Annotated in this window: 26 protein-coding genes and 1 riboswitch; of the genes, 15 read left to right on the top strand and 11 right to left on the bottom strand. The window is 71.6% G+C overall.

Annotated features, from left to right (window positions below; translation table 11 throughout):
* Window positions 1-14: 14 nt before the first annotated feature.
* The 5 genes from HY68_RS30640 to HY68_RS30620 all read right to left on the bottom strand — a co-directional run bounded on the left by HY68_RS30640 (window position 15) and on the right by HY68_RS30620 (window position 3,426).
* Window positions 15-677 (bottom strand): urease accessory UreF family protein, encoded by a 663-nt coding sequence (locus HY68_RS30640; RefSeq protein WP_041997955.1) that lies wholly within the window; start codon window positions 675-677, stop codon window positions 15-17.
* Complete coding sequence (locus HY68_RS30635) at window positions 677-2,398, bottom strand: urease subunit alpha (protein ID WP_041997953.1); 1,722 nt, start codon at window positions 2,396-2,398, stop codon at window positions 677-679. Before HY68_RS30635 ends, HY68_RS30640 begins: the two co-directional genes overlap by 1 nt.
* Window positions 2,391-2,702, bottom strand: coding sequence for an urease subunit beta (locus tag HY68_RS30630; protein ID WP_041997951.1), 312 nt, complete (start codon window positions 2,700-2,702; stop codon window positions 2,391-2,393). Before HY68_RS30630 ends, HY68_RS30635 begins: the two co-directional genes overlap by 8 nt.
* A gap of 16 nt (window positions 2,703-2,718) precedes the next feature.
* Complete coding sequence (locus HY68_RS30625) at window positions 2,719-3,021, bottom strand: urease subunit gamma (RefSeq protein ID WP_041997949.1); 303 nt, start codon at window positions 3,019-3,021, stop codon at window positions 2,719-2,721.
* Window positions 3,022-3,108: 87 nt separating this feature from the next.
* Window positions 3,109-3,426: a type II toxin-antitoxin system Phd/YefM family antitoxin gene (locus HY68_RS30620; protein ID WP_041997947.1), complete on the bottom strand. Its 318-nt coding sequence runs from the start codon at window positions 3,424-3,426 to the stop codon at window positions 3,109-3,111.
* A 69-nt stretch (window positions 3,427-3,495) separates the two neighbouring features.
* Here HY68_RS30620 and HY68_RS30615 point away from each other — a divergent pair, with 69 nt between their 5' ends.
* Together HY68_RS30615 and HY68_RS30610 are read left to right on the top strand one after the other, a co-directional pair.
* The gene (locus tag HY68_RS30615) at window positions 3,496-4,140 is read left to right on the top strand and encodes an ATP-dependent Clp protease proteolytic subunit (RefSeq protein WP_041997945.1); all 645 of its coding nucleotides are present in this window, start codon (window positions 3,496-3,498) and stop codon (window positions 4,138-4,140) included.
* A gap of 329 nt (window positions 4,141-4,469) precedes the next feature.
* A riboswitch (cyclic di-AMP (ydaO/yuaA leader) is annotated at window positions 4,470-4,640 on the top strand.
* A gap of 3 nt (window positions 4,641-4,643) precedes the next feature.
* Window positions 4,644-5,117: a C40 family peptidase gene (locus HY68_RS30610; RefSeq protein WP_041997943.1), complete on the top strand. Its 474-nt coding sequence runs from the start codon at window positions 4,644-4,646 to the stop codon at window positions 5,115-5,117.
* Window positions 5,118-5,131: 14 nt separating this feature from the next.
* On the opposite strand, the gene HY68_RS30605 is transcribed toward HY68_RS30610, so the two are convergent.
* Entirely contained in the window at window positions 5,132-5,563 is a 432-nt protein-coding gene (locus tag HY68_RS30605; RefSeq protein WP_041997941.1) for an ATP-binding protein, read from the bottom strand.
* Between the two features lie 248 nt (window positions 5,564-5,811).
* Here HY68_RS30605 and HY68_RS30600 point away from each other — a divergent pair, with 248 nt between their 5' ends.
* Both HY68_RS30600 and HY68_RS30595 read left to right on the top strand, forming a co-directional pair.
* Window positions 5,812-6,666, top strand: coding sequence for a helix-turn-helix transcriptional regulator (locus HY68_RS30600; RefSeq protein ID WP_041997939.1), 855 nt, complete (start codon window positions 5,812-5,814; stop codon window positions 6,664-6,666).
* Between the two features lie 8 nt (window positions 6,667-6,674).
* Window positions 6,675-6,881 (top strand): DUF397 domain-containing protein, encoded by a 207-nt coding sequence (locus HY68_RS30595; protein ID WP_041997937.1) that lies wholly within the window; start codon window positions 6,675-6,677, stop codon window positions 6,879-6,881.
* Here HY68_RS30595 and HY68_RS30590 read toward each other — a convergent pair.
* Window positions 6,875-8,017, bottom strand: coding sequence for an 8-amino-7-oxononanoate synthase (locus tag HY68_RS30590; protein ID WP_041997935.1), 1,143 nt, complete (start codon window positions 8,015-8,017; stop codon window positions 6,875-6,877). The two genes, HY68_RS30595 and HY68_RS30590, sit on opposite strands and share 7 nt — an antisense overlap.
* A gap of 156 nt (window positions 8,018-8,173) precedes the next feature.
* Here HY68_RS30590 and bioB point away from each other — a divergent pair, with 156 nt between their 5' ends.
* The 10 genes from bioB (at window position 8,174) to mug (ending at window position 17,548) form a co-directional block, all read left to right on the top strand.
* Window positions 8,174-9,310 carry a biotin synthase BioB gene (gene bioB / locus HY68_RS30585; protein ID WP_041997933.1) on the top strand — a complete coding sequence of 379 codons (1,137 nt, stop codon included), beginning with the start codon at window positions 8,174-8,176 and terminating at the stop codon, window positions 9,308-9,310.
* Window positions 9,303-10,592, top strand: a complete 1,290-nt coding sequence (locus HY68_RS30580; RefSeq protein WP_041997931.1) for an adenosylmethionine--8-amino-7-oxononanoate transaminase — start codon at window positions 9,303-9,305, stop codon at window positions 10,590-10,592. The genes bioB and HY68_RS30580 overlap by 8 nt, the downstream gene beginning before the upstream one ends.
* 1 nt (window position 10,593) lies before the next feature.
* Complete coding sequence (bioD, locus tag HY68_RS30575; protein ID WP_041997929.1) at window positions 10,594-11,313, top strand: dethiobiotin synthase; 720 nt, start codon at window positions 10,594-10,596, stop codon at window positions 11,311-11,313.
* Between the two features lie 10 nt (window positions 11,314-11,323).
* Window positions 11,324-11,671 (top strand): VOC family protein, encoded by a 348-nt coding sequence (locus HY68_RS30570; protein WP_041997927.1) that lies wholly within the window; start codon window positions 11,324-11,326, stop codon window positions 11,669-11,671.
* Window positions 11,672-11,730: 59 nt separating this feature from the next.
* A complete protein-coding gene (locus HY68_RS30565; protein WP_041997925.1) occupies window positions 11,731-12,153 on the top strand; it encodes a GNAT family N-acetyltransferase in 423 nt (140 codons plus the stop codon).
* A 146-nt stretch (window positions 12,154-12,299) separates the two neighbouring features.
* On the top strand, window positions 12,300-13,658 hold the full coding sequence (locus HY68_RS30560; protein ID WP_041997924.1) for a hemolysin family protein: 1,359 nt from the start codon (window positions 12,300-12,302) through the stop codon (window positions 13,656-13,658).
* The gene (locus HY68_RS30555) at window positions 13,655-14,668 is read left to right on the top strand and encodes a hemolysin family protein (RefSeq protein ID WP_041997922.1); all 1,014 of its coding nucleotides are present in this window, start codon (window positions 13,655-13,657) and stop codon (window positions 14,666-14,668) included. The genes HY68_RS30560 and HY68_RS30555 overlap by 4 nt, the downstream gene beginning before the upstream one ends.
* Before the next feature lie 35 nt (window positions 14,669-14,703).
* The gene (locus HY68_RS30550) at window positions 14,704-15,504 is read left to right on the top strand and encodes an SGNH/GDSL hydrolase family protein (protein WP_041997920.1); all 801 of its coding nucleotides are present in this window, start codon (window positions 14,704-14,706) and stop codon (window positions 15,502-15,504) included.
* Window positions 15,505-15,549: 45 nt separating this feature from the next.
* Window positions 15,550-16,989: an adenylosuccinate lyase gene (gene purB / locus HY68_RS30545; RefSeq protein WP_041997918.1), complete on the top strand. Its 1,440-nt coding sequence runs from the start codon at window positions 15,550-15,552 to the stop codon at window positions 16,987-16,989.
* 1 nt (window position 16,990) lies between these two features.
* Window positions 16,991-17,548, top strand: coding sequence for a G/U mismatch-specific DNA glycosylase (gene mug, locus HY68_RS30540; RefSeq protein WP_041997916.1), 558 nt, complete (start codon window positions 16,991-16,993; stop codon window positions 17,546-17,548).
* Between the two features lie 62 nt (window positions 17,549-17,610).
* Here mug and HY68_RS30535 read toward each other — a convergent pair whose 3' ends face one another.
* From HY68_RS30535 to HY68_RS30520, 4 genes are all read right to left on the bottom strand, one after another.
* The gene (locus HY68_RS30535) at window positions 17,611-18,156 is read right to left on the bottom strand and encodes a hypothetical protein (RefSeq protein ID WP_041997914.1); all 546 of its coding nucleotides are present in this window, start codon (window positions 18,154-18,156) and stop codon (window positions 17,611-17,613) included.
* A 221-nt stretch (window positions 18,157-18,377) separates the two neighbouring features.
* The gene (locus HY68_RS30530; protein WP_041997912.1) at window positions 18,378-18,815 is read right to left on the bottom strand and encodes a hypothetical protein; all 438 of its coding nucleotides are present in this window, start codon (window positions 18,813-18,815) and stop codon (window positions 18,378-18,380) included.
* Between the two features lie 40 nt (window positions 18,816-18,855).
* Complete coding sequence (locus HY68_RS30525; protein ID WP_041997910.1) at window positions 18,856-19,602, bottom strand: ABC transporter permease; 747 nt, start codon at window positions 19,600-19,602, stop codon at window positions 18,856-18,858.
* 3 nt (window positions 19,603-19,605) lie between these two features.
* Window positions 19,606-20,538 (bottom strand): ATP-binding cassette domain-containing protein, encoded by a 933-nt coding sequence (locus HY68_RS30520; protein WP_041997908.1) that lies wholly within the window; start codon window positions 20,536-20,538, stop codon window positions 19,606-19,608.
* Window positions 20,539-20,645: 107 nt separating this feature from the next.
* Here HY68_RS30520 and HY68_RS30515 point away from each other — a divergent pair.
* Window positions 20,646-21,740 (top strand): histidine kinase (locus tag HY68_RS30515; RefSeq protein WP_052457323.1); only part of this gene is annotated, 1,095 nt, incomplete at its 3' end.

Here is a 21,740-nt window from a genome sequence, read left to right as displayed (position 1 = left end):
CGGTGGGACGCCCGTTACGAGGCGAACAGCCGTACCGGCCAGGCGGCGTGGGCCTCCGCCGTGATGTCGAGGAGCGGCGCCGAAGCGGCGGGCAGCGCGTCGATGCCGTCGTAGGCGGCGCGCGCGGCCCGTTCGGCGACCTGGTCGAGTTCGGGGGCGAGCCGGGCGAGCACGGCGGTGGCCTGGAACGGGTCGAGGCTGAGGAGGCGTACGACGGCGGTGGCGGGGCCGCTGACCGTCTCGTACGCCGCGCAGTGCCCGGCGTCCTCGGGGGTGAGCCCGGCGGTGCGCGCCGTGAGTCCGAGGACCACCGGCTGGTGCGCGCCGCGTGGCCGGGCCGCGGCGAGTGCGTCCAGCTCCTCGCCCGGCCAGGTGGCGCGGGCGGCGCGCATCAGCTGTCTGCCGAGTTTGCGTGCGGTCGCCCGCAGGGCCGGTGACGGGGTACGGGCGTCGGCGGCCTCGTCGAGCGCGAGGGGGTCGATGCCGTGGGCGGCGGCGGCCGCGAGGGCGGCGGCGGTCAGGCCCGTGGTGTGCAGCCGGCCACGGCAGAAGGCCGCGAGGGACGTGGCGTCATGGATCCGCCCCGCCTTGACGGCCGCCTCGGCGCCGCCGGAGTGGGCGTGGCCCCCGGCGGGGAATCGCCCGTCGGCGAGGACCAGCAGCGCCGCGCGGCTCATCAGAAGAGGAAGTAACGCTGGGCGAGGGGGAGTTCGACGGCTGGGGCGGGCTCGACCGGCTCGCCGTCGATGGTGACGGTGAAGGTGTCGGCGTCGACCTCGACGCGGGGCAGCGCGTCGTTCTCCCGCATGTCGGCCTTGGTGACCTGCCGGGTGCTGGAGATCGCCTTGAACTCCTTGTGCAGGGCGAGGCGTTCGGGGAGTCCGTCGTCCAGCGCCGCCTGCGCGACGAAGTTGACCGAGCCGGCCGCGGCCGCCCGGCCCAGTGCGCCGAACATCGGTCGGGGCAGCACGGGTTGGGGGGTCGGGATGGAGGCGTTGGCGTCGCCCATCTGCGCGTAGGCGATCTGGCCGCCCTTGATGACGAGTTGCGGCTTCACACCGAAGAAGGCGGGGTCCCAGAGGACCAGGTCGGCGAGTTTGCCGGTCTCGACCGAGCCGATCTCCTGGTCCAGGCCCTGCGCCACGGCCGGGTTGATGGTGTATTTGGCGACATAGCGACGGACCCGGTGGTTGTCGGCGCGGCCGTCTCCGGGCAGTGCGCCGCGGCGCTTCTTCATCACGTGCGCGGTCTGCCAGGTGCGCATGATCACCTCGCCGATCCGCCCCATGGCCTGGGAGTCGGAGGAGATGATCGAGATGGCGCCGAGGTCGTGCAGGATGTCCTCGGCCGCGATGGTGGAGGGCCGGATCCGGGACTCGGCGAAGGCCAGGTCCTCGGGGACCGCCGGGTTGAGGTGGTGGCACACCATCAGCATGTCGAGGTGTTCTTCGATGGTGTTGACGGTGTGCGGCCGGGTCGGGTTGGTGGAGCTGGGCAGGATGTGCGGCTCGGAGACGACGGTGATGATGTCGGGCGCGTGCCCGCCGCCCGCGCCCTCGGTGTGGTAGGCGTGCACGGTGCGGCCCGCGATGGCGGCGAGGGTGTCGGCGACGAAACCGGCCTCGTTGAGTGTGTCGGTGTGCAGGGCGAGCTGGGCGCCGGTCTCTTCGCAGACGCGCAGACAGGCGTCGATGACGGCGGGCGTGGCGCCCCAGTCCTCATGGATCTTGAATCCGAGGGCGCCGCCGCGCAGTTGGGAGTGCATGGCGTCGCTCGACATCGTGTTGCCCTTGCCGAGCAGCCCGATGTTGACGGGAAAGGTCTCCAACGCCTCGAACATCCGGGCGAGATGCCAGGGTCCCGGGGTGATGGTGGTGGCCTTGGTGCCCTCGGCGGGTCCGGTGCCGCCGCCGACGAGGGTGGTGATCCCGGCCGACAGCGCCTGGTCGACCAGGGTCGGCGAGATGAAGTGGACGTGCGCGTCGACGGCACCGGCCGTCACGATCTTGCCGTTGCCCGCGATGACCTCGGTCTCGGGTCCGATGACGAGATCGGGGTGCACCCCGTCCATCGTGTCGGGGTTGCCCGCCTTGCCGATGCCGGTGATCCGTCCTTCCCTGATGCCGATGTCGGCCTTGACGATGCCCCAGTGGTCGATGACGAGCGCGCCGGTGATCACGGTGTCCGGCGCGCCCTGCGCCCGGGTCGTACGGGACTGGCCCATCGACTCGCGGATCACCTTGCCGCCGCCGAACACCGCCTCGTCGCCCGCGAGTCCTGGACCGCCGCTGCGGTCCTCCTCGATCTCGACGAGCAGCTCGGTGTCGGCGAGACGGACCCGGTCGCCGGTGGTGGGGCCGAACAGGTCGGCGTACACCGGGCGGGAGAGCTCAGCCATCGAGGGGACCTCCGGTCTGCGCCCGCAGGCCGGGGACGACACGCAGTCCGGCGAGCGGGACGAGGGTGATGTCGACGGGGATGCCGGGCTCGAAGCGGACGGCGGTGCCCGCCGCGATGTTCAGCCGCTTGCCGTGCGCGGCGGCCCGGTCGAAGTCGAGGCCGGGGTTGACCTCGGCGAAGTGGTAGTGCGAGCCGATCTGGACCGGCCGGTCGGCCACGTTGACGACGGTGAGCGCGGTGACGTCGCGGCCCTCGTTGAGGACGATGTCCCCGTCGCCGTACAGGATCTCTCCGGGAATCACGGGCGGTTCCTTCCCGTCAGACGATCGGGTCATGGACGGTGACGAGCTTCGTGCCGTCCGGGAAGGTGGCCTCCACCTGCACTTCGTGGATCATCTCGGGGATCCCGTCCATCACGTCGGCGCGGCCGAGCACCGTGCGGCCCGAGGCCATCAGTTCGGCGACGGTACGGCCGTCCCTGGCGCCTTCGAGCAGGTGTGAGGTGATCAGGGCGACGGCCTCGGGGTGGTTGAGCCGCAGTCCGCGCGCCCTGCGCTTCTCCGCCACGTCCGCTGCCACATGGATGAGCAGGCGTTCCTGCTCGTGCGGGGTCAGTTGCATGTCTCCACCTCACCGTGTCCGGCCCGTGGATGGCCGGACATTGCAGGTTAGAGGCGAAGTTTTTCCGGCGCGTTAACTGATCATGCTCTACCGCTGGTCACGCGGGTGCTCGGAGCGGTGCTGCCCGGGGTGGTGGGCGGCGATGCCGAAGCGGGCCGGTTCGCCGGGAGCGGACGGTCCCCGGCCGACGGACGAGACGGACCGGATCACCTGCTCCTCCTCCCGCTCCCGCTGCTCCTCCTGTGCCTCTTCGCGCTCAAGTCGCGCCAGGTCTGCGGCGGACACCAGGGCCACGAGCGGCTTGCCGTGCCGGGTCACGACCACGCGCTCGTCCCCGTAGACGACGCGGTTGATCAGGTCTGCCAGCTCTGCCCGGGCTTGCGTCACCGGAATCTCATAGGCCATGCTCCCCATGTTACGTGTTGTACGTCCTGTACATTTTCTACAGAGCGCCGCATGAGGAGAGCCATGCCCATGAACCGCCCTTCGGCCCGCTACGTCCTGCCCGAGTTCTCCGAGCGGACCAGCAACGGGACCCGCACGCTCGATCCGTACTCCAAGCTGTTCGAGGAGCGGATCATCTTCCTCGGCACCGCACTCGACGACACCTCGGCCAACGACGTGATCGCCCAGCTGCTGCATCTCGAATACGCGGCGCCCGACCGGGACATCTGTCTGTACATCAACTCGCCGGGCGGCTCGATCAGCGCCATGTCGGCCATCTACGACACGCTGCAGATGATCACCTGCGACGTGGAGACCACCTGTCTCGGCCAGGCCGTCTCCACGGCGGCCGTGCTGCTGGCCGCGGGCGCCCCGGGCAAGCGGATGGCGCTGCCGGGCGCCCGGATCGTGCTCCAGCAGCCCGGCTTCGAGGAGCCCGTCCAGGGCCAGCCGTCCGACCTGGCGATCCACGCCGGGGAGTTGCTGCGCCAGCGCGCCATGCTGGCGGGCATCCTCGTCCGCCACACCGGCCAGGACGACGCGCGGGTGGCCGTGGACATCGAGCGGGACACGATCTTCGACGCGGCCGGCGCCAAGGCGTACGGGCTGGTCGACCACGTGGTCCGCAACCGCAAGACGTCGCCGAGTGTCCCCGGGCCGGCCGGCGGCCGGTGAGCCGCGCCCCCCGTTCGGACGCGCCGACGGCGACACGCCCCGCACGTTCGGCGTAGGAGACGCGACGACCGGTTGACGGGCGCGAGTTGCGGGACGCGGCGGAGGTTTGCCGGGCGCGCCGCGCTCGCGCCGCAGGTGGGGCCCTCGGCGGCGGGGCGTGGGTGGCGACTGATCGTCATCCGGATCACCGGATGGGTCAAAAGTGACGTATTTCACATATCACTATTTCAACTCGGAAAACGCCCCGTGCCGGGACACGATCCCTGGGTGACAGGTCGCAAGACCCCGCCACCACGGCGGGGCGGTCCGGGCGGACGCCGAGTCCTGCCGCCGTCCGGATGCCTGGTCGACATGAGTGGATCGGCAGGAGTGGAGGACCCGAGCAGTACGGGACGGCCCGGAAACGAGTCTCCCTCGGGGTGAAGCCGCCGCGGCGGCCGGGCAACTTCGCCAGCCCGAACCCGACAGGTCATCCTTCACAGGCGGCTGACGAAGGGTTGCGCATGACTGCGCAGACACATGTCCCGTCCTTGCTCTCACGGGCCCGTACCGTCTCGGGTCTGACGCTCGTCGCCGTCGGCGGCATGCTGCTGGCGCCGGGTGCGGCCGCCGAGGCGCATGCCGCCACGCTGGCGACCAAGGCGCTGCAGATCGCCGCGTCGAAGAAGGGGGCTCCCTATCAGTGGGGGGCGTCAGGTCCGAGACGCTTCGACTGCTCAGGGCTGACGCTCTATTCGTACAAACAGGCGGGGAAGAAGCTCCCGCGCACGACACAGCAGCAGTACAACAACACCAGGCATGTCCCGGCCGCCGGACGGCGCCAGGGCGACCTGGTGTTCTTCCATTCCGGGCGCAGCGTCTACCACGTGGGGATCTACGCGGGCAGCGGCAAGATCTGGCACTCGCCGAAGACGGGCGCCGTGGTGCGGCTCGAACGGATCTGGTCCAAGAGCGTCTGGTACGGCCGGGTGCGCTGAACCGGCGGCGGTGCTCAGGTCTGCACGACGACGGGCCACGGCAGGGCGATCCAGACCGTCTTGCCGCCCTCCGCCGTCGGCACGACGGTCATCCGGCCGCCGCATTCGGCCGCGAGCCAGCGGATGATGACCATGCCCCGGCCGTTGTCCTGCTGGACCGCCGCAGGCAGCCGCTGCGGCCAGCGGGGATGACTGTCCGTGACGCCGATCCGCAGCTGCTCGTGGCGTTCGAGGCGGATGTCCACCGTGAAGGTGGGCGACTGGCCGAAGGTGTGCTGGACGGCGTTGGTCGCCAGTTCCGAGACGATCAGGCGGACCGTTTCGGCGGTGTCCGCCTCGCCGGGCAGTCCCCACTCGGCGAGGACGTCGGCGACGTATCTGCGAGCGGCCGGCACCGAGACCGGATCGCTCGGCAGGGTGACGGATGCTTCCTGATGGTCTGCCATGACGACGCTGTCCCTTTCCCGCCGGATCCGATATCCGGCACAGAACGGTTGACTGCGCGGAGGGCTCCGGATCCGTCCTCCACGTCAGAGTGTCACTCATCGTGCCTCCGCCCCGACCAATCCACCGAGATATGCATATATCTGTCGCTCGAAGCGGTGAACTCTGCGACGCGAGAGCGTATTTGGGCGGCCGAAAGATACCTTCTCCGCGATATGGCCGAAACGGGGGCGGAGAAGGGGAGTTGATCATGCGCAACGGTCCGGCGGTACGCCGCCGCAGACTCGGCGAGGAGTTACGCAGACTGCGCCGCGAGGCGGGTCTCACCAGCGACGAGACGGCGCGGCTGCTCGGCTGGCACCAGTCGAAGGTGAGCCGGATCGAGACGGGCGTCAGCGGGGTGAAGGAAGCGGATCTGCCCAGGCTGCTGGACGCGTTGGGGGTCACCGACAGCCGACTGCGCTCGGTGCTCGGCACCTTGGCGAGCGCGGCGGGCGGCGGCCAGGGGTGGTGGCAGGCGTACGGCGGGGTGATCCCGCCCCGGTACCGGGACTTCATCAGCCTGGAGTCGCAGGCCCGCACGGCGCGCACGCTGGAGACCTCGGTGGTGCCGGGGCTGTTGCAGACGCCCGGCTACGCACGGGCGGTGACCCGGGCGGCGCTGGACGGCCCGCCGGCCACGACGGTCGACTCCCTGGTGGAGGTGCGGCTCGCCCGCCAGGAGGTGCTGCGCGCGCCGGATCCGCTGGCGCTGCACGCGGTGCTCGACGAGGCGGTCCTGCGGCGCGAGGTGGGCGGGCCCGGTGTGATGCGCGAGCAGTTGTGGACCTTGCGGAAACTCGCCGCACTCCCCCACATCCGGCTACAGGTACTGCCGTTCAGCGTCGGCGGCTATGTCGGCCTCACCGGGCCTTTCGTAATCTTCTCTTTCCCGAACATTACTGATCTGGATTTGGTCGTTCTCGACCACTTGACGAGTAGCCTTTATTTGGAGCGGGAAGAAGACCTTGAGGCGTACTGCGCCGCGTTCCGCACGTTGGAGGCGCACGCCCTTTCGCCCGAGGATTCGCTGGATCTCATCGCCGGGATCGGTGACGGCGTTTAGGGAGCATCATGACCGCTTACCTCGCACACCCCACAGCGTGGCGGCGGAGCAGCCGCAGCGTAGGGATGAACAACTGCGTGGAGACGGCCCGCAAAGGCGCGGGCGAACTCGCCGTTCGTGATTCGAAGAACGTGACCCGCCCGCATCTGTCCTTCTCCGCCGAAGCCTGGAGCTGTTTCGTGTCGGCCCTGCGCGAGGAGGTGGTGGCCTACTGAGCGGCGACCGACACGATCGTCCGCACCGCCGTGTCGATCTGACGCTCCGTCAGGTCGGCACGCCCGGTGAGCCGGATGCGGGAGATGCCGTCGGGCACCGAGGGCGGCCGGAAGCAGCCGACCGAGACACCGGCGGCCCGGCAGTCCGCCGCCCAGCGGAACGCCGCCTCGGGCGACGGCGCCTGTACGGAGACGACGGCGGCGTCCGGACGTACGGCGGTCAGGCCCTCGGCGGTCAGCCGCCCGTGCAGGGTGCGCGCGACCTCCCTGGCGCGGGCGGCCAGAGCCGGCTCCGCACGCAGCAGCCGGAGGCTCGCCAGCGCGCCGCCGACCGCCGCCGGCGCGAGGCCGGTGTCGAAGATGAACGTACGGGCGGCGTTGACCAGATGGTCGATGACCCGGGCCGGGCCGAGGATCGCACCGCCCTGGCTGCCGAGCGACTTGGACAGTGTGAGGGTGGCGACCACCCCGGGCGCGCCCGCGACACCGGCCGCGTCCAGCGCGCCCCTGCCGCCCGCGCCCAGCACCCCGAAGCCGTGCGCGTCGTCGACCACCAGCGCGGCCCCGAGGTTTCGGCAGACGCCGGCCAGCTCGCCCAGCGGAGCGGCGTCGCCGTCCACCGAGAACACCCCGTCGCTGACCACCAGCGCGCGCCTGCCGCGCTCGGCCTCCAGCGTCTTGCGTACCGCTTCGGGCTCGGCGTGCGGGACGACGACGGTCTCCGCGCGGGAGAGCCGGCAGCCGTCCACGATCGAGGCGTGGTTGCCCGCGTCGGACACCAGCAGCGAGCCGCGCGCGGTCAGCGCCGTGAGCGCGGCGAGGTTGGCGGCGTAACCGGACGACAGGACGAGCGCCGCCTCGAATCCGCAGAACGCGGCCAGTTCGGCCTCCAGTTCGGCGTGCAGTTCGGTGCTGCCGGTCACCAGCCGTGAGCCGGTGGCGCCCGCGCCCCAGCGGCGGGCCGCTTCGGCGGCCGCGCCGGTGGTGACGGGATGCCGGGCGAGGCCCAGATAGTCGTTGCTCGCGAGGTCCAGCAGCGGGGAATCGGCCGGCCGCGGCCGGAGCGTACGGACCAGGCCCGACGTCTCGCGGGCGCGCGCCGCTTCGCCGGTCCAGTCGAACGGGTCCTGCTCCATGGGTCCGGTCCTTCTGTAGGTCCTTTTGTAGGCTGCGCACAGACCCTAAACCCGGCCGGACCAGGACAGGGTGTGGCCATACCCACACTTCGAAGTGGCGGAGTTGTCAGATTCCACCCTGGCATCAGGGTGCGGACGTAGGCGAAGATCGGCCCTATGGACCTGCTGAACACGCTGGTGGAGAAGGGCCTGCGGCGCGAGCCGCCGACCCGCGAAGAAGCGCTCGCCGTGCTGGCGACCTCCGACGACGACCTGCTGGAGGTGGTCGCTGCCGCGGGCAAGGTGCGCCGCCAGTGGTTCGGGCGGCGGGTGAAACTCAACTATCTGGTCAATCTCAAGTCCGGTCTGTGCCCGGAGGACTGCTCGTACTGCTCGCAGCGGCTCGGCTCGACCGCCGAGATCCTCAAGTACACCTGGCTGAAGCCGGAAGAGGCGTCGAAGGCGGCTGCCGCCGGGGTGGCGGGCGGCGCCAAGCGGGTCTGTCTGGTCGCGAGCGGCCGCGGTCCGACCGACCGTGACGTGGAGCGGGTCTCGGGCACGATCAAGGCCATCAAGGAAGAGAACGAGGGCGTCGAGGTCTGCGCGTGCCTCGGGCTGCTCTCGGAGGGCCAGGGCGAGCGGCTGCGGGCCGCGGGCGCCGACGCGTACAACCACAACCTCAACACGTCCGAGGGGACGTACGGGGACATCACGACCACGCACACCTACGCCGACCGGGTCGAGACGGTGCGGCACGCCCAGGCGGCCGGGCTGTCCGCCTGCTCCGGGCTGATCGCCGGCATGGGCGAGAGCGACGCCGACCTGGTGGATGTCGTCTTCTCGCTGCGCGCGCTGGACCCGGACTCGGTGCCGGTCAACTTCCTCATCCCGGTGGAGGGCACGCCGCTCGCCGCCGAGTGGAACCTGACCCCGCAGCGCTGCCTGCGCATCCTCGCCATGACCCGGTTCATCTGCCCCGATGTCGAGGTCAGGCTGGCCGGCGGCCGTGAGGTGCAGCTGCGTTCGATGCAGCCGCTCGCGCTGCACCTGGTCAACTCGATCTTCCTCGGCGACTATCTGACCACCGAGGGCCAGGAGGGCAAGGCCGACCTGGAGATGATCGCCGACGCCGGTTTCGAGGTGGAGGGCGCGGAGACGACGACCCTGCCGGAGCACCGGGCGGGCGGTTGCGCGGCGCCTGTCGCCGCCGTGGCCGACGAGCCCCTGGCCGACGCGGCACCGGCACCCGCGCGCAAGGACCTGGTCTCGGTGCGCCGCCGTGGAGCCGGTACGGACCTCGCGCCCAATGCCTGATCTCGCCCCGGCCGAACTGCTGGCGCTCGACCGGGCGCACGTCTGGCACCCGTACGGCCCGATGCCGGGCCGTACGGATCCGCTGGTCGTGGAGTCCGCGTCCGGCGTCCGGCTACGGCTCGCCGAACCGGCGCACGGGCAGCGCGAGTTGGTCGACGGGATGGCGTCCTGGTGGTCGGCGATCCACGGCTACAACCACCCGGTGCTCAACGAGGCGGCGCGCGGCCAGCTCGACCGGATGAGCCATGTGATGTTCGGCGGCCTCACCCATGAGCCCGCCGTACGACTCGCCACGAAGCTGGTCGACATGACGCCCGAGCCACTGCGGCATGTGTTTCTCGCCGACTCGGGCTCGGTCTCCGTCGAGGTCGCCGTCAAGATGTGTCTGCAGTACTGGCGTTCCGTCGGCAGACCCGCCAAGCAGCGGCTGCTGACCTGGCGTGGCGGCTACCACGGCGACACCTGGCAGCCGATGTCGGTCTGCGACCCGGACGGCGGGATGCACGAGCTGTGGTCGGGCGTCCTGCCCCGGCAGGTGTTCGCGGGGGTGCCGCCGGTCGAGTACGACGAGACGTACGCGGACGGGCTGCGCGCGCTGATCGCCGAGCACGCGGACGAACTGGCGGCGGTGATCGTGGAGCCGGTGGTGCAGGGCGCGGGCGGGATGCGCTTCCACTCCCCCGCGTATCTGCGGGTGTTGCGGGAGGCGTGCGACGAACACGACGTGCTGCTGATCCTCGACGAGATCGCGACGGGTTTCGGCCGTACGGGCACGCTGTTCGCCGCCGGCCAGGCCGGTGTCTCGCCCGATGTGATGTGTGTGGGCAAGGCCCTCACGGGCGGCTACCTGACGATGGCGGCGACGCTGTGCACGGCGAGGGTCGCCGAGGGCATCGCGCGGGGCGAGGTCCCCGTACTGGCGCACGGGCCGACCTTCATGGGCAATCCGCTGGCCGCTGCCGTGGCCTGCGCCTCCATCGACCTGCTGCTCGGGCAGGACTGGGTCAAGGAGGTGGAGCGGATCGGCACGGGCCTGCGCGAGGGGCTCGCGGAGGCGGCGGAGCTGCCGGGCGTGCGTGACGTTCGGGTGCTGGGCGCCATCGGGGTGATCCAGCTCGACCACGACGTGGACATGGCGGCGGCGACCCGCGCCGCGGTGCGCGAAGGCGTGTGGCTGCGGCCGTTCCGCGACCTCGTCTACACGATGCCGCCGTATGTGACGGGTGACGACGACATCGCACGGATCTGCCGTGCGGCGTCGGCCGCGGCGCGGGAGGGCTGACATGGGCATTCTGATCGTCACGGGTACCGGGACGGAGATCGGCAAGACCGTCGTCACGGCGGCGCTGGCGGCTGCCGCGCTCGCGCGCGGCCGGACGGTCGCCGTACTGAAACCGGCCCAGACGGGTCTGGAGCCCGGTGAACCCGGCGACGCCGCCGAGGCTGCCCGGCTGGCCGGTCCGGTCACGCCGGTGGAACTGGCCCGCTTCCCCGAGCCGTTGGCACCGGCGACGGCCGCCCGGCGGGCGGGCATGACACCGGTACGCCCCGACGAGGTGGCCGTCGCCGCGGAGAAGCTGGCCGCCGAGCACGATCTGGTGCTGGTCGAGGGGGCCGGCGGCCTGCTCGTACGGTTCGACGAACACGGCGGCACCCTGGCGGACGCTGCCCGGCTACTCGGCGCGCCCGTCCTGGTCGTGGCGCCGGCGGGGCTCGGCACGCTCAACGCGACGGCGCTGACGACCGAGGCGCTGCGGGCGCGTGACGTGCGCCCGCTCGGCGTGGTCATCGGCAGCTGGCCGGCCGCGCCGGACCTGGCGGCGCGCTGCAACCTGGCGGACCTGCCGGACATGGCAGGCGCCCCGCTGCTGGGCGCGGTACCGGCGGGCGCGGGAGCCCTGCCCCCGGAACGGTTCCGCGCGGAGGCGGTGCGATGGCTGGCGCCGGAGCTGGCCGGGGAGTGGGACGCGACGGCGTTCGGCGCGGGGTTCGCCGCGCCATAGGCTGCCCCGCATGCGCGTACGTATCGACGAGATCGTCTTCGACTGTGAGAAGCCGCTGGAGCTGGCCCGGTTCTGGGCCGCTCTCCTCGGCGGTGAGCCGACCGGGCGGAGCGCCGACTGGGCGTACATCGACCCGCCGGAGTTCACCCGGATCGCCTTCCAGCGGGTTCCGGAGGGCAAGACCGGCAAGAACCGCCTCCATCTGGACCTGCTGGCCGACGACATCCCGGCCGCGACGGCCGAGGCGGTCCGGCTCGGGGCCGAACAGGTCGGCGGGATCGTCTCCGACACGCCGGGCAGCTTCCAGGTGCTGCGCGACCCGGAGGGCAACGAGTTCTGTTTCGTCACCCCGGCCTGACCGCGCCCGCACCCGGAATCCGCTCGCCTCGCCGGTCGCCGCTCTGCTTGGCTCGGGGCATGAGTGACCTCCAGATCCGCTGTGCCCGACTCGCCGACATCGACGCCGTGCTGTCCTTCTGGCGGCTGGCCGCCGAGGGCACCAGCATCAGCGACGACCACGACGGGATGACCCGGCTCGTCACGCGCGACCCCGAGGCCCTGCTGCTCGCCGAGCGCGACGGCCGGCTCGTCGGGACCGTCATCGCCGGGTTCGACGGCTGGCGGTGCTCCGCCTATCGGCTGGCCGTCCATCCGGAGCAGCGCAGACGAGGTGTCGCCACGGCGCTGCTGGACGCCGCCGAGCAGCGGTTCGCCGCCATCGGCGGGCGACGGGTGGACGCGATGGTGCTGGAGGACAACACGCGGGCGCGGCGGGCCTGGGCGTCGGCCGGGTACCACCGCGAGGATCATTGGCGGCGCTGGGTGAAGCCCCTGCGGTAAGCCATTTTGCCGATCCTTTACCATGGGGGTTCGTTGTTCCGTACAACCGAAAGGTGTGAACGTCCGCTCATGGGCGAGCCTCCCAGTATCAGCAGACACCGCGCAGCCCTCCGCCAGCTGACCGATCATGTGACGGAGGTGAACCGATGACCGAAGTGCTTCTGCTCATCCTGGCCGTGCTGCTCGCGCTGCTCTGCGGAGCGTTCGTCGCCGCCGAGTTCTCGCTCACCACCGTCGAGCGGGGTGATCTGGAACGGGCCGCCGAGCGCGGCGAACGGGGCGCCGCCGGCGCGCTGAAGGCCGTACAGAGCCTCACCTTCCAGCTCTCCGGGGCGCAGCTCGGCATCACCGTCACCAATCTGGTCGTCGGTATGCTCGCCGAGCCGTCCGTCTCCAAGCTGATCCGGGGGCCGGTCGAGGCGACCGGCCTGTCGGAGTCCGTGGCGTCCTCGGTCGCCCTGGTCATCGGTACGGCCCTGTCGACCGTCGTGCTGATGGTCGTCGGCGAGCTGGTCCCCAAGAACTGGGCGATCTCGTCCCCGCTGGCCGTCGCCAAGGTCGTCGCCACGCCGCAGCGCCACTTCACCGCCGTCTTCCGCCCCTTCATCGCGCATCTCAACAACACGGCGAACCGCATCGTGCGTGCCATGGGTCTTGAGCCGACCGAGGAGCTGGCCTCCGCCCGGTCACCTCAGGAACTGGTCGCGCTGGCCCGGCACTCGGCGAAGGAGGGCGCGCTGGAGGCGGACACCGCCGAGCTGTTCGTACGGACCCTGAGTCTGGCGGCGCTCACCACGGAGAACGTGATGACGCCGCGCGTCCAGGTCATGGCGCTGGACGTACAGGCGACGGCCGAGGACGTGGCCAACGCGACCCGGGCCACCGGTCTTTCCCGCTTCCCCGTCTACCGGGGCAATCTGGACACGGTCGTGGGCATCGCGCACATCAAGGACGTGCTCGCGGTGCCGGCCGAGCGCAGGGTCCGGCACCCCGTCAGGGAGCTGCTGCGGGAGCCGCTGCTCGTCCCGGAGACACTGACCGTGGACAAGCTGCTCGACCGGCTCTCCGGACGTTCCACGATGGCGGTCGTCATCGACGAGTACGGCGGCACCGCCGGTGTGGTGACGCTGGAGGACATCGTCGAGGAGGTCGTCGGCGAGGTGCGCGACGAGCACGACCCGCACGAGACCCCGGATCTGGCCCCGGTCGGTGAGGACGCCGAGGGCCGGCCGCTGTGGTCGGCGGACGGCGCCGCACGCGCCGACCAGCTGGAGAAGATCGGGCTGCGGGTGCCCGAGGGGCCGTACGAGACGCTGGCCGGTTTCGTCGCGGCCGAGCTGGGCCGGATCCCCGCCGAGGGAGACGAGGTCGAGGTCGGCGGCTGGCGGCTGGAAGTCTCCGACGCCTCGGGCCGCCGCGCGGCCCGGCTGACCCTGCACGGCGCGCTGCCCGGCGCCGACAGCGACACGGATGCTGACGACACGGAAGAGGAGGCCGGACGATGACCGCGATCCAGCTGATCATCGGCTTGCTGACGCTGGTCGTCAACGCCTTCTTCGTCGGGGCCGAGTTCTCCCTGATCTCCGTGCGCCGCAGCCAGATCGAACCGGCGGCCGAGAACGGCGACCGCAGGGCGCGCAGTGTGATCTGGGGCCTTGAGCATGTGTCGGCCCTGCTCGCCGCCGCCCAGCTCGGCATCACACTGTGCACGCTGGTGCTGGGTATCGTCGCCGAGCCCGCCATCGCCCATCTGCTGGAGCCGGTCTTCAACGGCGTCGGGGTGCCGCACGGCCTGGTGCATCCGATCTCGTTCGTGATCGCGCTGGTCGTGGCGACCTATCTGCACATGCTGCTGGGCGAGATGGTCCCGAAGAACGTCGCGCTGGCGGGCCCCGTCCGTACGGCGCTGCTGCTCGGGCCTCCCCTGGTGGCCCTGTCGCGGGCGCTGCGGCCGGTGATCTTCACCGTCAACGCCTTCGCCAACACGCTGCTGAAGCTGCTGCGGGTGGAGGCCAAGAGCGAGGTGTCGGCGACGTTCTCCGACGACGAGCTGGCCCGGCTCGTCACCGACGCGGGACATGCGGGACTGCTCGACGACCGGGCGACCGAGCGGCTGCACGACGCGCTGGAGCTGGGCCGCCGTCCGGTCCGAGACGTGGTGCTGCCGCTGGAGCGGGTCGTGACGGCCGAGGTGGGGGTGACCCCCGAGGAGCTGGAGGCGATGGCCGCCACGTCCGGCTTCTCGCGCTTCCCCGTGGTCGACCCTTCGCGGCGGATCCTGGGCTATCTCCATGTGAAGGACGCGCTGGACGCGCTGCCGCGTGACGTGCCGTTCCCGGTCACGGGGATGCGCGCCATCGCGCGGGTGAAGGACGAGACGCCGATGGACGACGTCCTGACGGCGATGCGCCGCAGCCGTACGCATCTGGCCGCCGTGCTGGACGCGGACGGCAAGCTCGAAGGCATGGTGACCATGGAGGACGTGCTGCGGGAGCTGGTGGGGCGGCACGCCTGAGTCCGGTCCTACCGCACGGTAGGATCGGGGCCGCCATGGAGATGAATGCCAACTACACCAGTTTCGTCGCTGTCGGTGACTCCTTCACCGAAGGCATGTCCGACCTGCTGCCCGACGGTACGTACCGGGGCTGGGCCGATCTGCTCGCCGGCCGGCTCGCGGCCCGTAACCCGGGGTTCCGGTACGCGAATCTCGCCGTACGCGGCAAGCTCATCGGACAGATCGTGGACGAGCAGGTGGACGTCGCCGCCGCGATGACACCGGACCTGGTGACCCTGGTCGGCGGACTCAACGACACCCTGCGGCCCAAGGTCGACATGGGACGGGTGCGCGGGCTGCTCGAAGAGGCCGTCGAGCGGCTCGCGCCGTCCTGCAAACAGCTCGTCCTGATGCGCAGCCCCGGCAGGAACGGTCCGGTGATGGAACGTATCCGGCCGCGCATGGAGGAGCTGTTCACGTACATCGACGAGCTGGCGGCGCGGCACGACGCGCTCGTCGTCGACCTGTACGGCGGGAACGTCCTCGGTGACCAGCGGCTGTGGGACGTGGACCGGCTGCATCCCACCGCCGAGGGCCACCGGCGTATCGCCGAGGCGGTCTGGCAGGGGCTCGGCCTCGACGCCGAGGACGACTGGCGCGCGGCGCTGCCGCCCGCGGCCCCGGCCCGCTGGCTGATGCGGCGCGGCAGCGACGTACGGTTCGCCCGGCAGTATCTCGGGCCCTGGGTGATGCGCAGGCTGACCGGACGCTCGACGGGCGACGGCAGGCTGCCCAAACGCCCTGAGCTCCTGCCTTACGAGCCGTACGCGCCGGAGTCCGCCGACGGGACCCCGTAGGACCGTGGCGCGGTCCTCCGCCGGGCCCCAGTAGAATCCGCTTACGTGACTCCCGTGTCGAAGCCCCGTATCCCCAATGTCCTTGCCGGCCGCTACGCCTCGGCGGAGCTGGCCGTGCTGTGGTCCCCCGAGCACAAGGTGAAGCTGGAGCGCCGGCTGTGGCTGGCCGTGCTGCGCGCGCAGCGGGACCTCGGGATCGAGGTGCCGGAGACGGCCGTCGCCGACTACGAGCGGGTGGTCGAGCAGGTCGACCTGGCGTCGATCGCGGAGCGCGAGAAGGTCACCCGGCACGATGTGAAGGCCCGGATCGAGGAGTTCAACGCCCTCGCCGGCCATGAGCAGGTGCACAAGGGCATGACGTCGCGGGATCTCACGGAGAACGTCGAGCAGCTCCAGATCCGGCTGTCGCTCGAACTCATGCGGGAGCGTACGGTCGCCGTGCTGGCCCGGCTGGGCAAGCTGGCCGGGGAGTACGGACCGCTGGTGATCGCCGGCCGTTCGCACAACGTGGCGGCGCAGGCCACCACCCTGGGCAAGCGGTTCGCGACGGCCGCCGACGAGCTGCTGGTCGCGTACGGCCGTCTTGAGGACCTGCTGGAGCGCTACCCGCTGCGCGGGATCAAGGGCCCGGTCGGCACGTCGCAGGACATGCTGGACCTGCTGGGCGGTGACGCGGCGAAGCTGGCTGACCTGGAGGGCCGGATCGCCGGACATCTGGGCTTCGCGCACGCCTTCACCTCGGTGGGCCAGGTCTACCCGCGCTCGCTCGACTACGACGTGGTGACCGCGCTGGTGCAGCTCGCGGCGGCGCCGTCGTCGGTGGCGAAGACGATCCGGCTGATGGCCGGGCACGAACTGGTCACCGAGGGCTTCAAGCCGGGCCAGGTCGGCTCGTCCGCGATGCCGCACAAGATGAACACCCGGTCCTGCGAGCGGGTCAACGGGCTGATGGTGATCCTGCGCGGCTACGCGTCGATGACCGGTGAGCTGGCGGGCGACCAGTGGAACGAGGGCGACGTGTCGTGCTCGGTGGTGCGCAGGGTGGCGCTGCCCGACGCGTTCTTCGCGTTCGACGGGCTGCTGGAGACGTTCCTGACGGTGCTGGACGAGTTCGGCGCGTTCCCCGCCGTGGTCGCACGTGAGCTGGACCGCTACCTGCCGTTCCTGGCGACGACGAAGGTGCTGATGGCAGCCGTACGGGAGGGCGTCGGCCGGGAGGCGGCGCACGAGGTCATCAAGGAGCACGCGGTGGCGTCGGCGCTGGCCATGCGGGAGCAGGGCGCCGAGCGCAACGAACTGCTCGACCGGCTGGCGGCGGACGACCGGATCCCGCTGGACCGGGCCCGGCTCGACGCGCTGATGGCCGACAAGCTGTCGTTCACGGGCGCGGCGGAGGACCAGATCGGCGCCGTGGTCGCCCGGATCGAGGAGATCGTGAAGCAGCGTCCGGAGGCCGCCGGGTACACCCCCGGATCGATCCTCTGAGATGCGCCCCGAGGAACTGGACGCGGCCCGCGACCGGCTCGTGCCCGACGTGGCGGGGCCGGGGCTGCGGGTGCTCTTCTGCGGTATCAACCCGGGTCTGATGTCGGCGGCGACGGGTCATCACTTCGCCCGCCCCGGCAACCGGTTCTGGCCGGTGCTGCATCTTTCCGGCTTCACACCGCGCCAGTTGAAGCCGGCCGAGGAGCAGGAGCTGCTGACGCACCGGCTGGGCATCACCAACGTCGTGGCGCGGGCCACGGCGCGCGCCGACGAGTTGAGCGACGAGGAGTTCCGCGAGGGCGGCGCGATCCTCACGGCGAAGGTGGAGCGGCTGCGACCGCGCTGGCTCGCGGTGGTCGGCGTCACCGCGTACCGGGTGGCCTTCGCCGACAGGAAGGCGCGGATAGGCCCGCAGGAGCGGACGATCGGCGCGACCCGCGTCTGGGCCCTGCCGAATCCGAGCGGACTCAACGCGCACTGGACGGCGCAGACGATGGCGGAGGAGTTCGGCCGGCTGCGCGCGGCGGCCGAGGGGGACGAGGGCCCGGCCGCCACATAGCGCCGTCCGCCCGCAGGGGCGGGACGGCGCCATGCGTCCGACGCGGGGCCGGTGTTCCTTCGCTAGCTGACCATGATCGGGCCTGCGGTGGCGGTGCACTTCGTCTGGTCGGCGGCCACGGTCGCGCAGCCGCTGCCCGGGGTTGCCGTGTAGCCGGCCGGGGTGAAGATGATGACGTTGCTGTTCAGGCCCCACGCGCCCGGCGGCACGTTCACCCGGCCGACCGTCTCGGCGATGGTGCCGGTGATGTCGTAGGTGCTGCCCGGGTAGTACGCGATGTCGCTGCCCCACACGTACGAGGCGCTGACCCCGTACATGCGCACGACGACGCCGCACACGATGACCGACCGCCAGGAGAGCTGGTGGGGCTGGGTCGGGGGGTAACCGATGCCGGAGGGCATGGTGACCTCGCAGGTGTACACCCCGCCGTCGTTGTTGTTGGTGAACGTGACGAAGGCGCTGCCCGCGTCGGCCGGTGCGGAGGCTGCCGTCGGCGCGGCCGGCGCGGCCGCCTGGGCCGATCCCGCGCCCATCGCGAGTGAGAGGGCCGCGACGCCGAACGCCGCGAGGACCGCGCCGGTTCGGCGCCGGAGGGAGTGGGGGGACACGGGGGTACCGGCCTTTCGTGGGGGCGGATCACGACGGAACATGGGGGGACCGCGAAGCGCCGCGGCACGCACGCGCGCCTCGGTCACCGGACGATCGTGACTGCCGCGCCAGAGCCACGTCAAGAGTTTAGAACGTTCCAATTGGCCGGCCTACCTCCCCTCACGCACCAACTCGCCTGCCTGGAGGATGCGTTGTCACAGGTCAGGGAGGTGTTCGGGGGCTAGGGCGGGTCCGTTTCCGTTATCAGGGCCATCAGTTGGTACGGCAACTCCGCACCCCGATGGGCCACGCCTATCGCCGTCCAGCGGTTCTCCGTCCGCCAGATCCACAGCGAATCGACCGCCGCGCTCAGCTCGTACCAGGGCTCGGGCAGTTCCTCGCCCGCCATGCCTCTGGCCCGCATGCTCCACAGGCTGAACCGCTGCGCGGGGCCCCAGCGCGCGTCCAGGCGGCCGGCCAGCGCCTCGCCCAGCGCCTCGTACTGCTCGGCCGCCGGGCCGCTGCCGCTGCCGTCGTCGTCCCAGAACTCCTCGCTGGTGCTGAGCGCGGCCAGGTGGTAGCCGGGGCCGCCGGTGACCGTCCCTGAGCCGCCGCGCTCCGCGGGGAAGTCCCGGGTGCGCAGCAGCTCCACGAGGGCGAGTTGCCGGGCGATGTCCATGCCTCCAGTAAACCCGCCCGCGCCGACAGTTGGCTTCCCGTCAGGCGTCGCGGCGGCGCAGCGCGAGTCCGCCCGCCAGTACGGCGGCGGCCGTCCAGCCGATCAGCACGGCAAGTCCGGTCCAGGCGCCGGGCGTTCCTGCCGGGTCCAGCACGAGCATCCGCTGTCCCGCCTGGCCGGGAAAGAAGTCCGCCACCTTTCCGTTGCCGGACACGTCCCCGAGGACGAAGGGCAGCAGCAGGAACACCGGTACGAGCACGCTCAGCGTCCCCGCCACACTGCGCAGCACCGCGGCGACACCTGCCGCCAGCAGCGAGACGCAGGTGAGGTACAGGCCGCAGCCGAGGATCGCGCGCGGCGCCGCCTGGTCGCCGAGGCCGATGCCGAACGCCGTCCCGATCAGGGCCTGTCCGCCGACGAAGCAGGCGAGGCCCGTGACGAGCCCGACGGCGAGGGCCAGTACGGCGACGACGGCAAGCTTCGCCGTGTAGAAGGCGCGTCTGTCCGGTACGGCGGCCAGCGAGACCTGGATGGCGCCGCCGCGGTACTCGGACGCCATGGCGACCGCGCCGAAGACGATGGCGGCGAGCTGGCCGAAGCTCAGGCCGGCATACGACAGGAGCAGCGGGTCGAAGTCGGCGCCCGCGATGTCGTCGGGGCCGAGCGTGCCGCAGATCAGCAGGGAGAAGACCGTCGTCACCAGGAAGGCACCGGTCAGCGAGGAGGGCAGGACCCACAGGGAGCGGACCTTGAGCCATTCGGCGTGGGCGGCTGCGGGGAGTGACATGGCTCAGGCCTCCTGCGGGTGGGGAGCGGTGGCGGACGTGTACTGCGCCACGTCCTCGGTGAGGTGCAGATAGGCCTGTTCCAGCGTGCCGACCTCGTCGGCGAGTTGCAGGATGGGGATGCCTGCGCGGGCTGCGAGCGGTCCGATCTCCACCACCCGGGCGCCCTCGACGGTCCAGCCGCCGTCGTCGTCCTCGACGGGCGAGAAGCCCTTCGCCCGCAGCAGGGTGCGCAGCCGGGCGCCCTCGGTGGTGCGCAGTCTGACGCGCGGGCGTACCCGTGCGTCGATGAACTCCCGCAGCGGGGTGTCGGCGAGGAGTCCGCCGCTTCCCAGGACCACGAGATGGTCGGCGTAGGACGCCGTCTCGTTCATGAGATGGCTGGCGACCAGTACCGTTCTGCCCTCGTCCGCCAGCCGGCGCAGCAGTTCCCTGATCCAGCGCATGCCCTCGGCGTCCAGGCCGTTGGACGGCTCGTCCAGCATCAGCACCGGCGGGTCGCCGAGCAGCGCCGCCGCCATGCCGAGCCGCTGGCGCATACCGAGCGAGTACGTCCTGACGCGCCGCCCCGCGACGGACGCGATGCCCACCTCTTCGAGCACGTCGTCCACCCGCCGGGCGGGGATGCGATTGCTCGCCGCGAGTATCCGCAGGTGCGCCCGTGCGGTGCGCGCGCCCAGGGCGGCTCCCGCGTCCAGCAACGACCCGACCTCGCGCAGCGGTTCGGCGAGCCGCGCGTACTGCTGGCCGCCGACGGTGGCGCTCCCGGACGTCGGCCGGTCGAGGCCGAGCACCAGCCGCATGGTGGTGGACTTCCCGGCGCCGTTGGGGCCGAGGAAGCCGGTGACCCGGCCGGGTTTCACCTGGAACGTGAGCCGGTCGACGGCGCGGACCGCCCCGTACTCCTTGGTGAGTTGCTGGATGTCGATGCTGGTCATGGCCTCAGCCTGGCCGCCGCGCCGGGCCCTGCCCTCCCCCGCCGGTGGAGACCGTCTCCCCCGGCCGGGGGAGGCTCGCACGGCGCCGCCGCTGGCACGATGGGGGCATGCGCCGACTCCTGGGACCGCTGGCCCGCACGGTGACGTACACGCGCGTCCTGCATCTGGGCATCCCGCTCGCCCTCCTCGCGGTCTGGATGTTCGTCGATCCGAATCATCCGTACGTCCCGCTGCTGTTCCTCGTACCGATCGGGCTGCTGCCGGGGATGCGGCTGGCGGAGGGCGTACAGGCCCAGTTGCTCCTCACGCCGCGTGAGCGGAGCGGTCCTGATCCGGTCATCTCGGCCGGGGCATCGGCGACCTGGGCCGACCGGTGGCGGACGGTGCTCTGGCTGGAGGCACGCTCGGTGCTGTCGGTGCTGATGCTGGGGTGTGTCGTCTGGCTGCCGCTGCTCGGCGTCGATCTGATCGCGCGGGCCGCCGGGCACACGCCGCCCATGCTGCCGGTGCTGTCGGGGACGGCGCCGCGGGTGTGGTGCGCGGTGCTCGCGCCCGTACCGCTCGTCGTCGCGGCCGTGGGGGTGGTGGCGATCGGGCGGCTGGCAGCCGCGGTCGCCAGGCGGCTGCTGGGGCCTTCGCCGGCCGAACGGCTCGCGGCGCTGGAGGAGCGTACGGAGCAGCTGCTCGAGCGCACCAGGATCGCCCGTGAGCTGCACGACTCGATCGGCCACGCGCTCACCGTCGCCGTGCTCCAGGCGGGGGCGGCCAGGGCGGCGGGCGACGCCGCGTTCACCGACCGTGCGCTCGGCACGATCGAGGAGACGGGCCGGGCGGCCCTGGAGGATCTGGAGCGGGTGCTTCTGGTGCTGCGGGAGTCGGCGCGGCCCGCCTCGCAGCGGCCGACGCTCGTCGATGCCGCCCGGCTGCTGGACTCGGCGCGCGCCTCGGGGGCGCTGGTGGAGGCCACCGTCACCGGGCCGCTGGAGCGGGTGCCCGCACCGGTCTCGCGGGAGGGTTACCGGATCCTCCAGGAGGCGCTGACGAATGTGCTGCGGCACGCGGCAGGGGCGGCGCAAGTGCGGGTGTGTGTCGAGGTGACGGGGGTGGCGCTCGGCATCGAGGTCACCAACCCGTTCACCGGTGCGTCCTTCGGACCTCCGACGGCGGACGGGCCGGCGGCGGACGGCCCGACGGCGGCGGAC

It is taken from the genome of Streptomyces sp. AcH 505 (assembly GCF_000818175.1).
In the GTDB taxonomy this organism is placed as follows: domain Bacteria; phylum Actinomycetota; class Actinomycetes; order Streptomycetales; family Streptomycetaceae; genus Streptomyces.
This window is presented reverse-complemented; position numbering and strand designations above follow the sequence as displayed.

What these genes read in the sequence shown, in the direction of transcription:
- HY68_RS30640 (WP_041997955.1), bottom strand. Translation starts at nt 677, where the DNA reads ATGAGCCGCGCGGCGCTGCTGGTCCTCGCCGACGGGCGATTCCCCGCC.
- HY68_RS30635 (WP_041997953.1), bottom strand. Translation starts at nt 2,398, where the DNA reads ATGGCTGAGCTCTCCCGCCCGGTGTACGCCGACCTGTTCGGCCCCACC.
- HY68_RS30625 (WP_041997949.1), bottom strand. Translation starts at nt 3,021, where the DNA reads ATGCAACTGACCCCGCACGAGCAGGAACGCCTGCTCATCCATGTGGCA.
- HY68_RS30620 (WP_041997947.1), bottom strand. Translation starts at nt 3,426, where the DNA reads ATGGCCTATGAGATTCCGGTGACGCAAGCCCGGGCAGAGCTGGCAGAC.
- HY68_RS30615 (WP_041997945.1), top strand. Translation starts at nt 3,496, where the DNA reads ATGAACCGCCCTTCGGCCCGCTACGTCCTGCCCGAGTTCTCCGAGCGG.
- HY68_RS30610 (WP_041997943.1), top strand. Translation starts at nt 4,644, where the DNA reads ATGACTGCGCAGACACATGTCCCGTCCTTGCTCTCACGGGCCCGTACC.
- HY68_RS30605 (WP_041997941.1), bottom strand. Translation starts at nt 5,563, where the DNA reads ATGGCAGACCATCAGGAAGCATCCGTCACCCTGCCGAGCGATCCGGTC.
- HY68_RS30600 (WP_041997939.1), top strand. Translation starts at nt 5,812, where the DNA reads ATGCGCAACGGTCCGGCGGTACGCCGCCGCAGACTCGGCGAGGAGTTA.
- HY68_RS30595 (WP_041997937.1), top strand. Translation starts at nt 6,675, where the DNA reads ATGACCGCTTACCTCGCACACCCCACAGCGTGGCGGCGGAGCAGCCGC.
- HY68_RS30590 (WP_041997935.1), bottom strand. Translation starts at nt 8,017, where the DNA reads ATGGAGCAGGACCCGTTCGACTGGACCGGCGAAGCGGCGCGCGCCCGC.
- bioB (WP_041997933.1), top strand. Translation starts at nt 8,174, where the DNA reads ATGGACCTGCTGAACACGCTGGTGGAGAAGGGCCTGCGGCGCGAGCCG.
- HY68_RS30580 (WP_041997931.1), top strand. Translation starts at nt 9,303, where the DNA reads ATGCCTGATCTCGCCCCGGCCGAACTGCTGGCGCTCGACCGGGCGCAC.
- bioD (WP_041997929.1), top strand. Translation starts at nt 10,594, where the DNA reads ATGGGCATTCTGATCGTCACGGGTACCGGGACGGAGATCGGCAAGACC.
- HY68_RS30570 (WP_041997927.1), top strand. Translation starts at nt 11,324, where the DNA reads ATGCGCGTACGTATCGACGAGATCGTCTTCGACTGTGAGAAGCCGCTG.
- HY68_RS30565 (WP_041997925.1), top strand. Translation starts at nt 11,731, where the DNA reads ATGAGTGACCTCCAGATCCGCTGTGCCCGACTCGCCGACATCGACGCC.
- HY68_RS30560 (WP_041997924.1), top strand. Translation starts at nt 12,300, where the DNA reads ATGACCGAAGTGCTTCTGCTCATCCTGGCCGTGCTGCTCGCGCTGCTC.
- HY68_RS30555 (WP_041997922.1), top strand. Translation starts at nt 13,655, where the DNA reads ATGACCGCGATCCAGCTGATCATCGGCTTGCTGACGCTGGTCGTCAAC.
- HY68_RS30550 (WP_041997920.1), top strand. Translation starts at nt 14,704, where the DNA reads ATGGAGATGAATGCCAACTACACCAGTTTCGTCGCTGTCGGTGACTCC.
- mug (WP_041997916.1), top strand. Translation starts at nt 16,991, where the DNA reads ATGCGCCCCGAGGAACTGGACGCGGCCCGCGACCGGCTCGTGCCCGAC.
- HY68_RS30530 (WP_041997912.1), bottom strand. Translation starts at nt 18,815, where the DNA reads ATGGACATCGCCCGGCAACTCGCCCTCGTGGAGCTGCTGCGCACCCGG.
- HY68_RS30525 (WP_041997910.1), bottom strand. Translation starts at nt 19,602, where the DNA reads ATGTCACTCCCCGCAGCCGCCCACGCCGAATGGCTCAAGGTCCGCTCC.
- HY68_RS30520 (WP_041997908.1), bottom strand. Translation starts at nt 20,538, where the DNA reads ATGACCAGCATCGACATCCAGCAACTCACCAAGGAGTACGGGGCGGTC.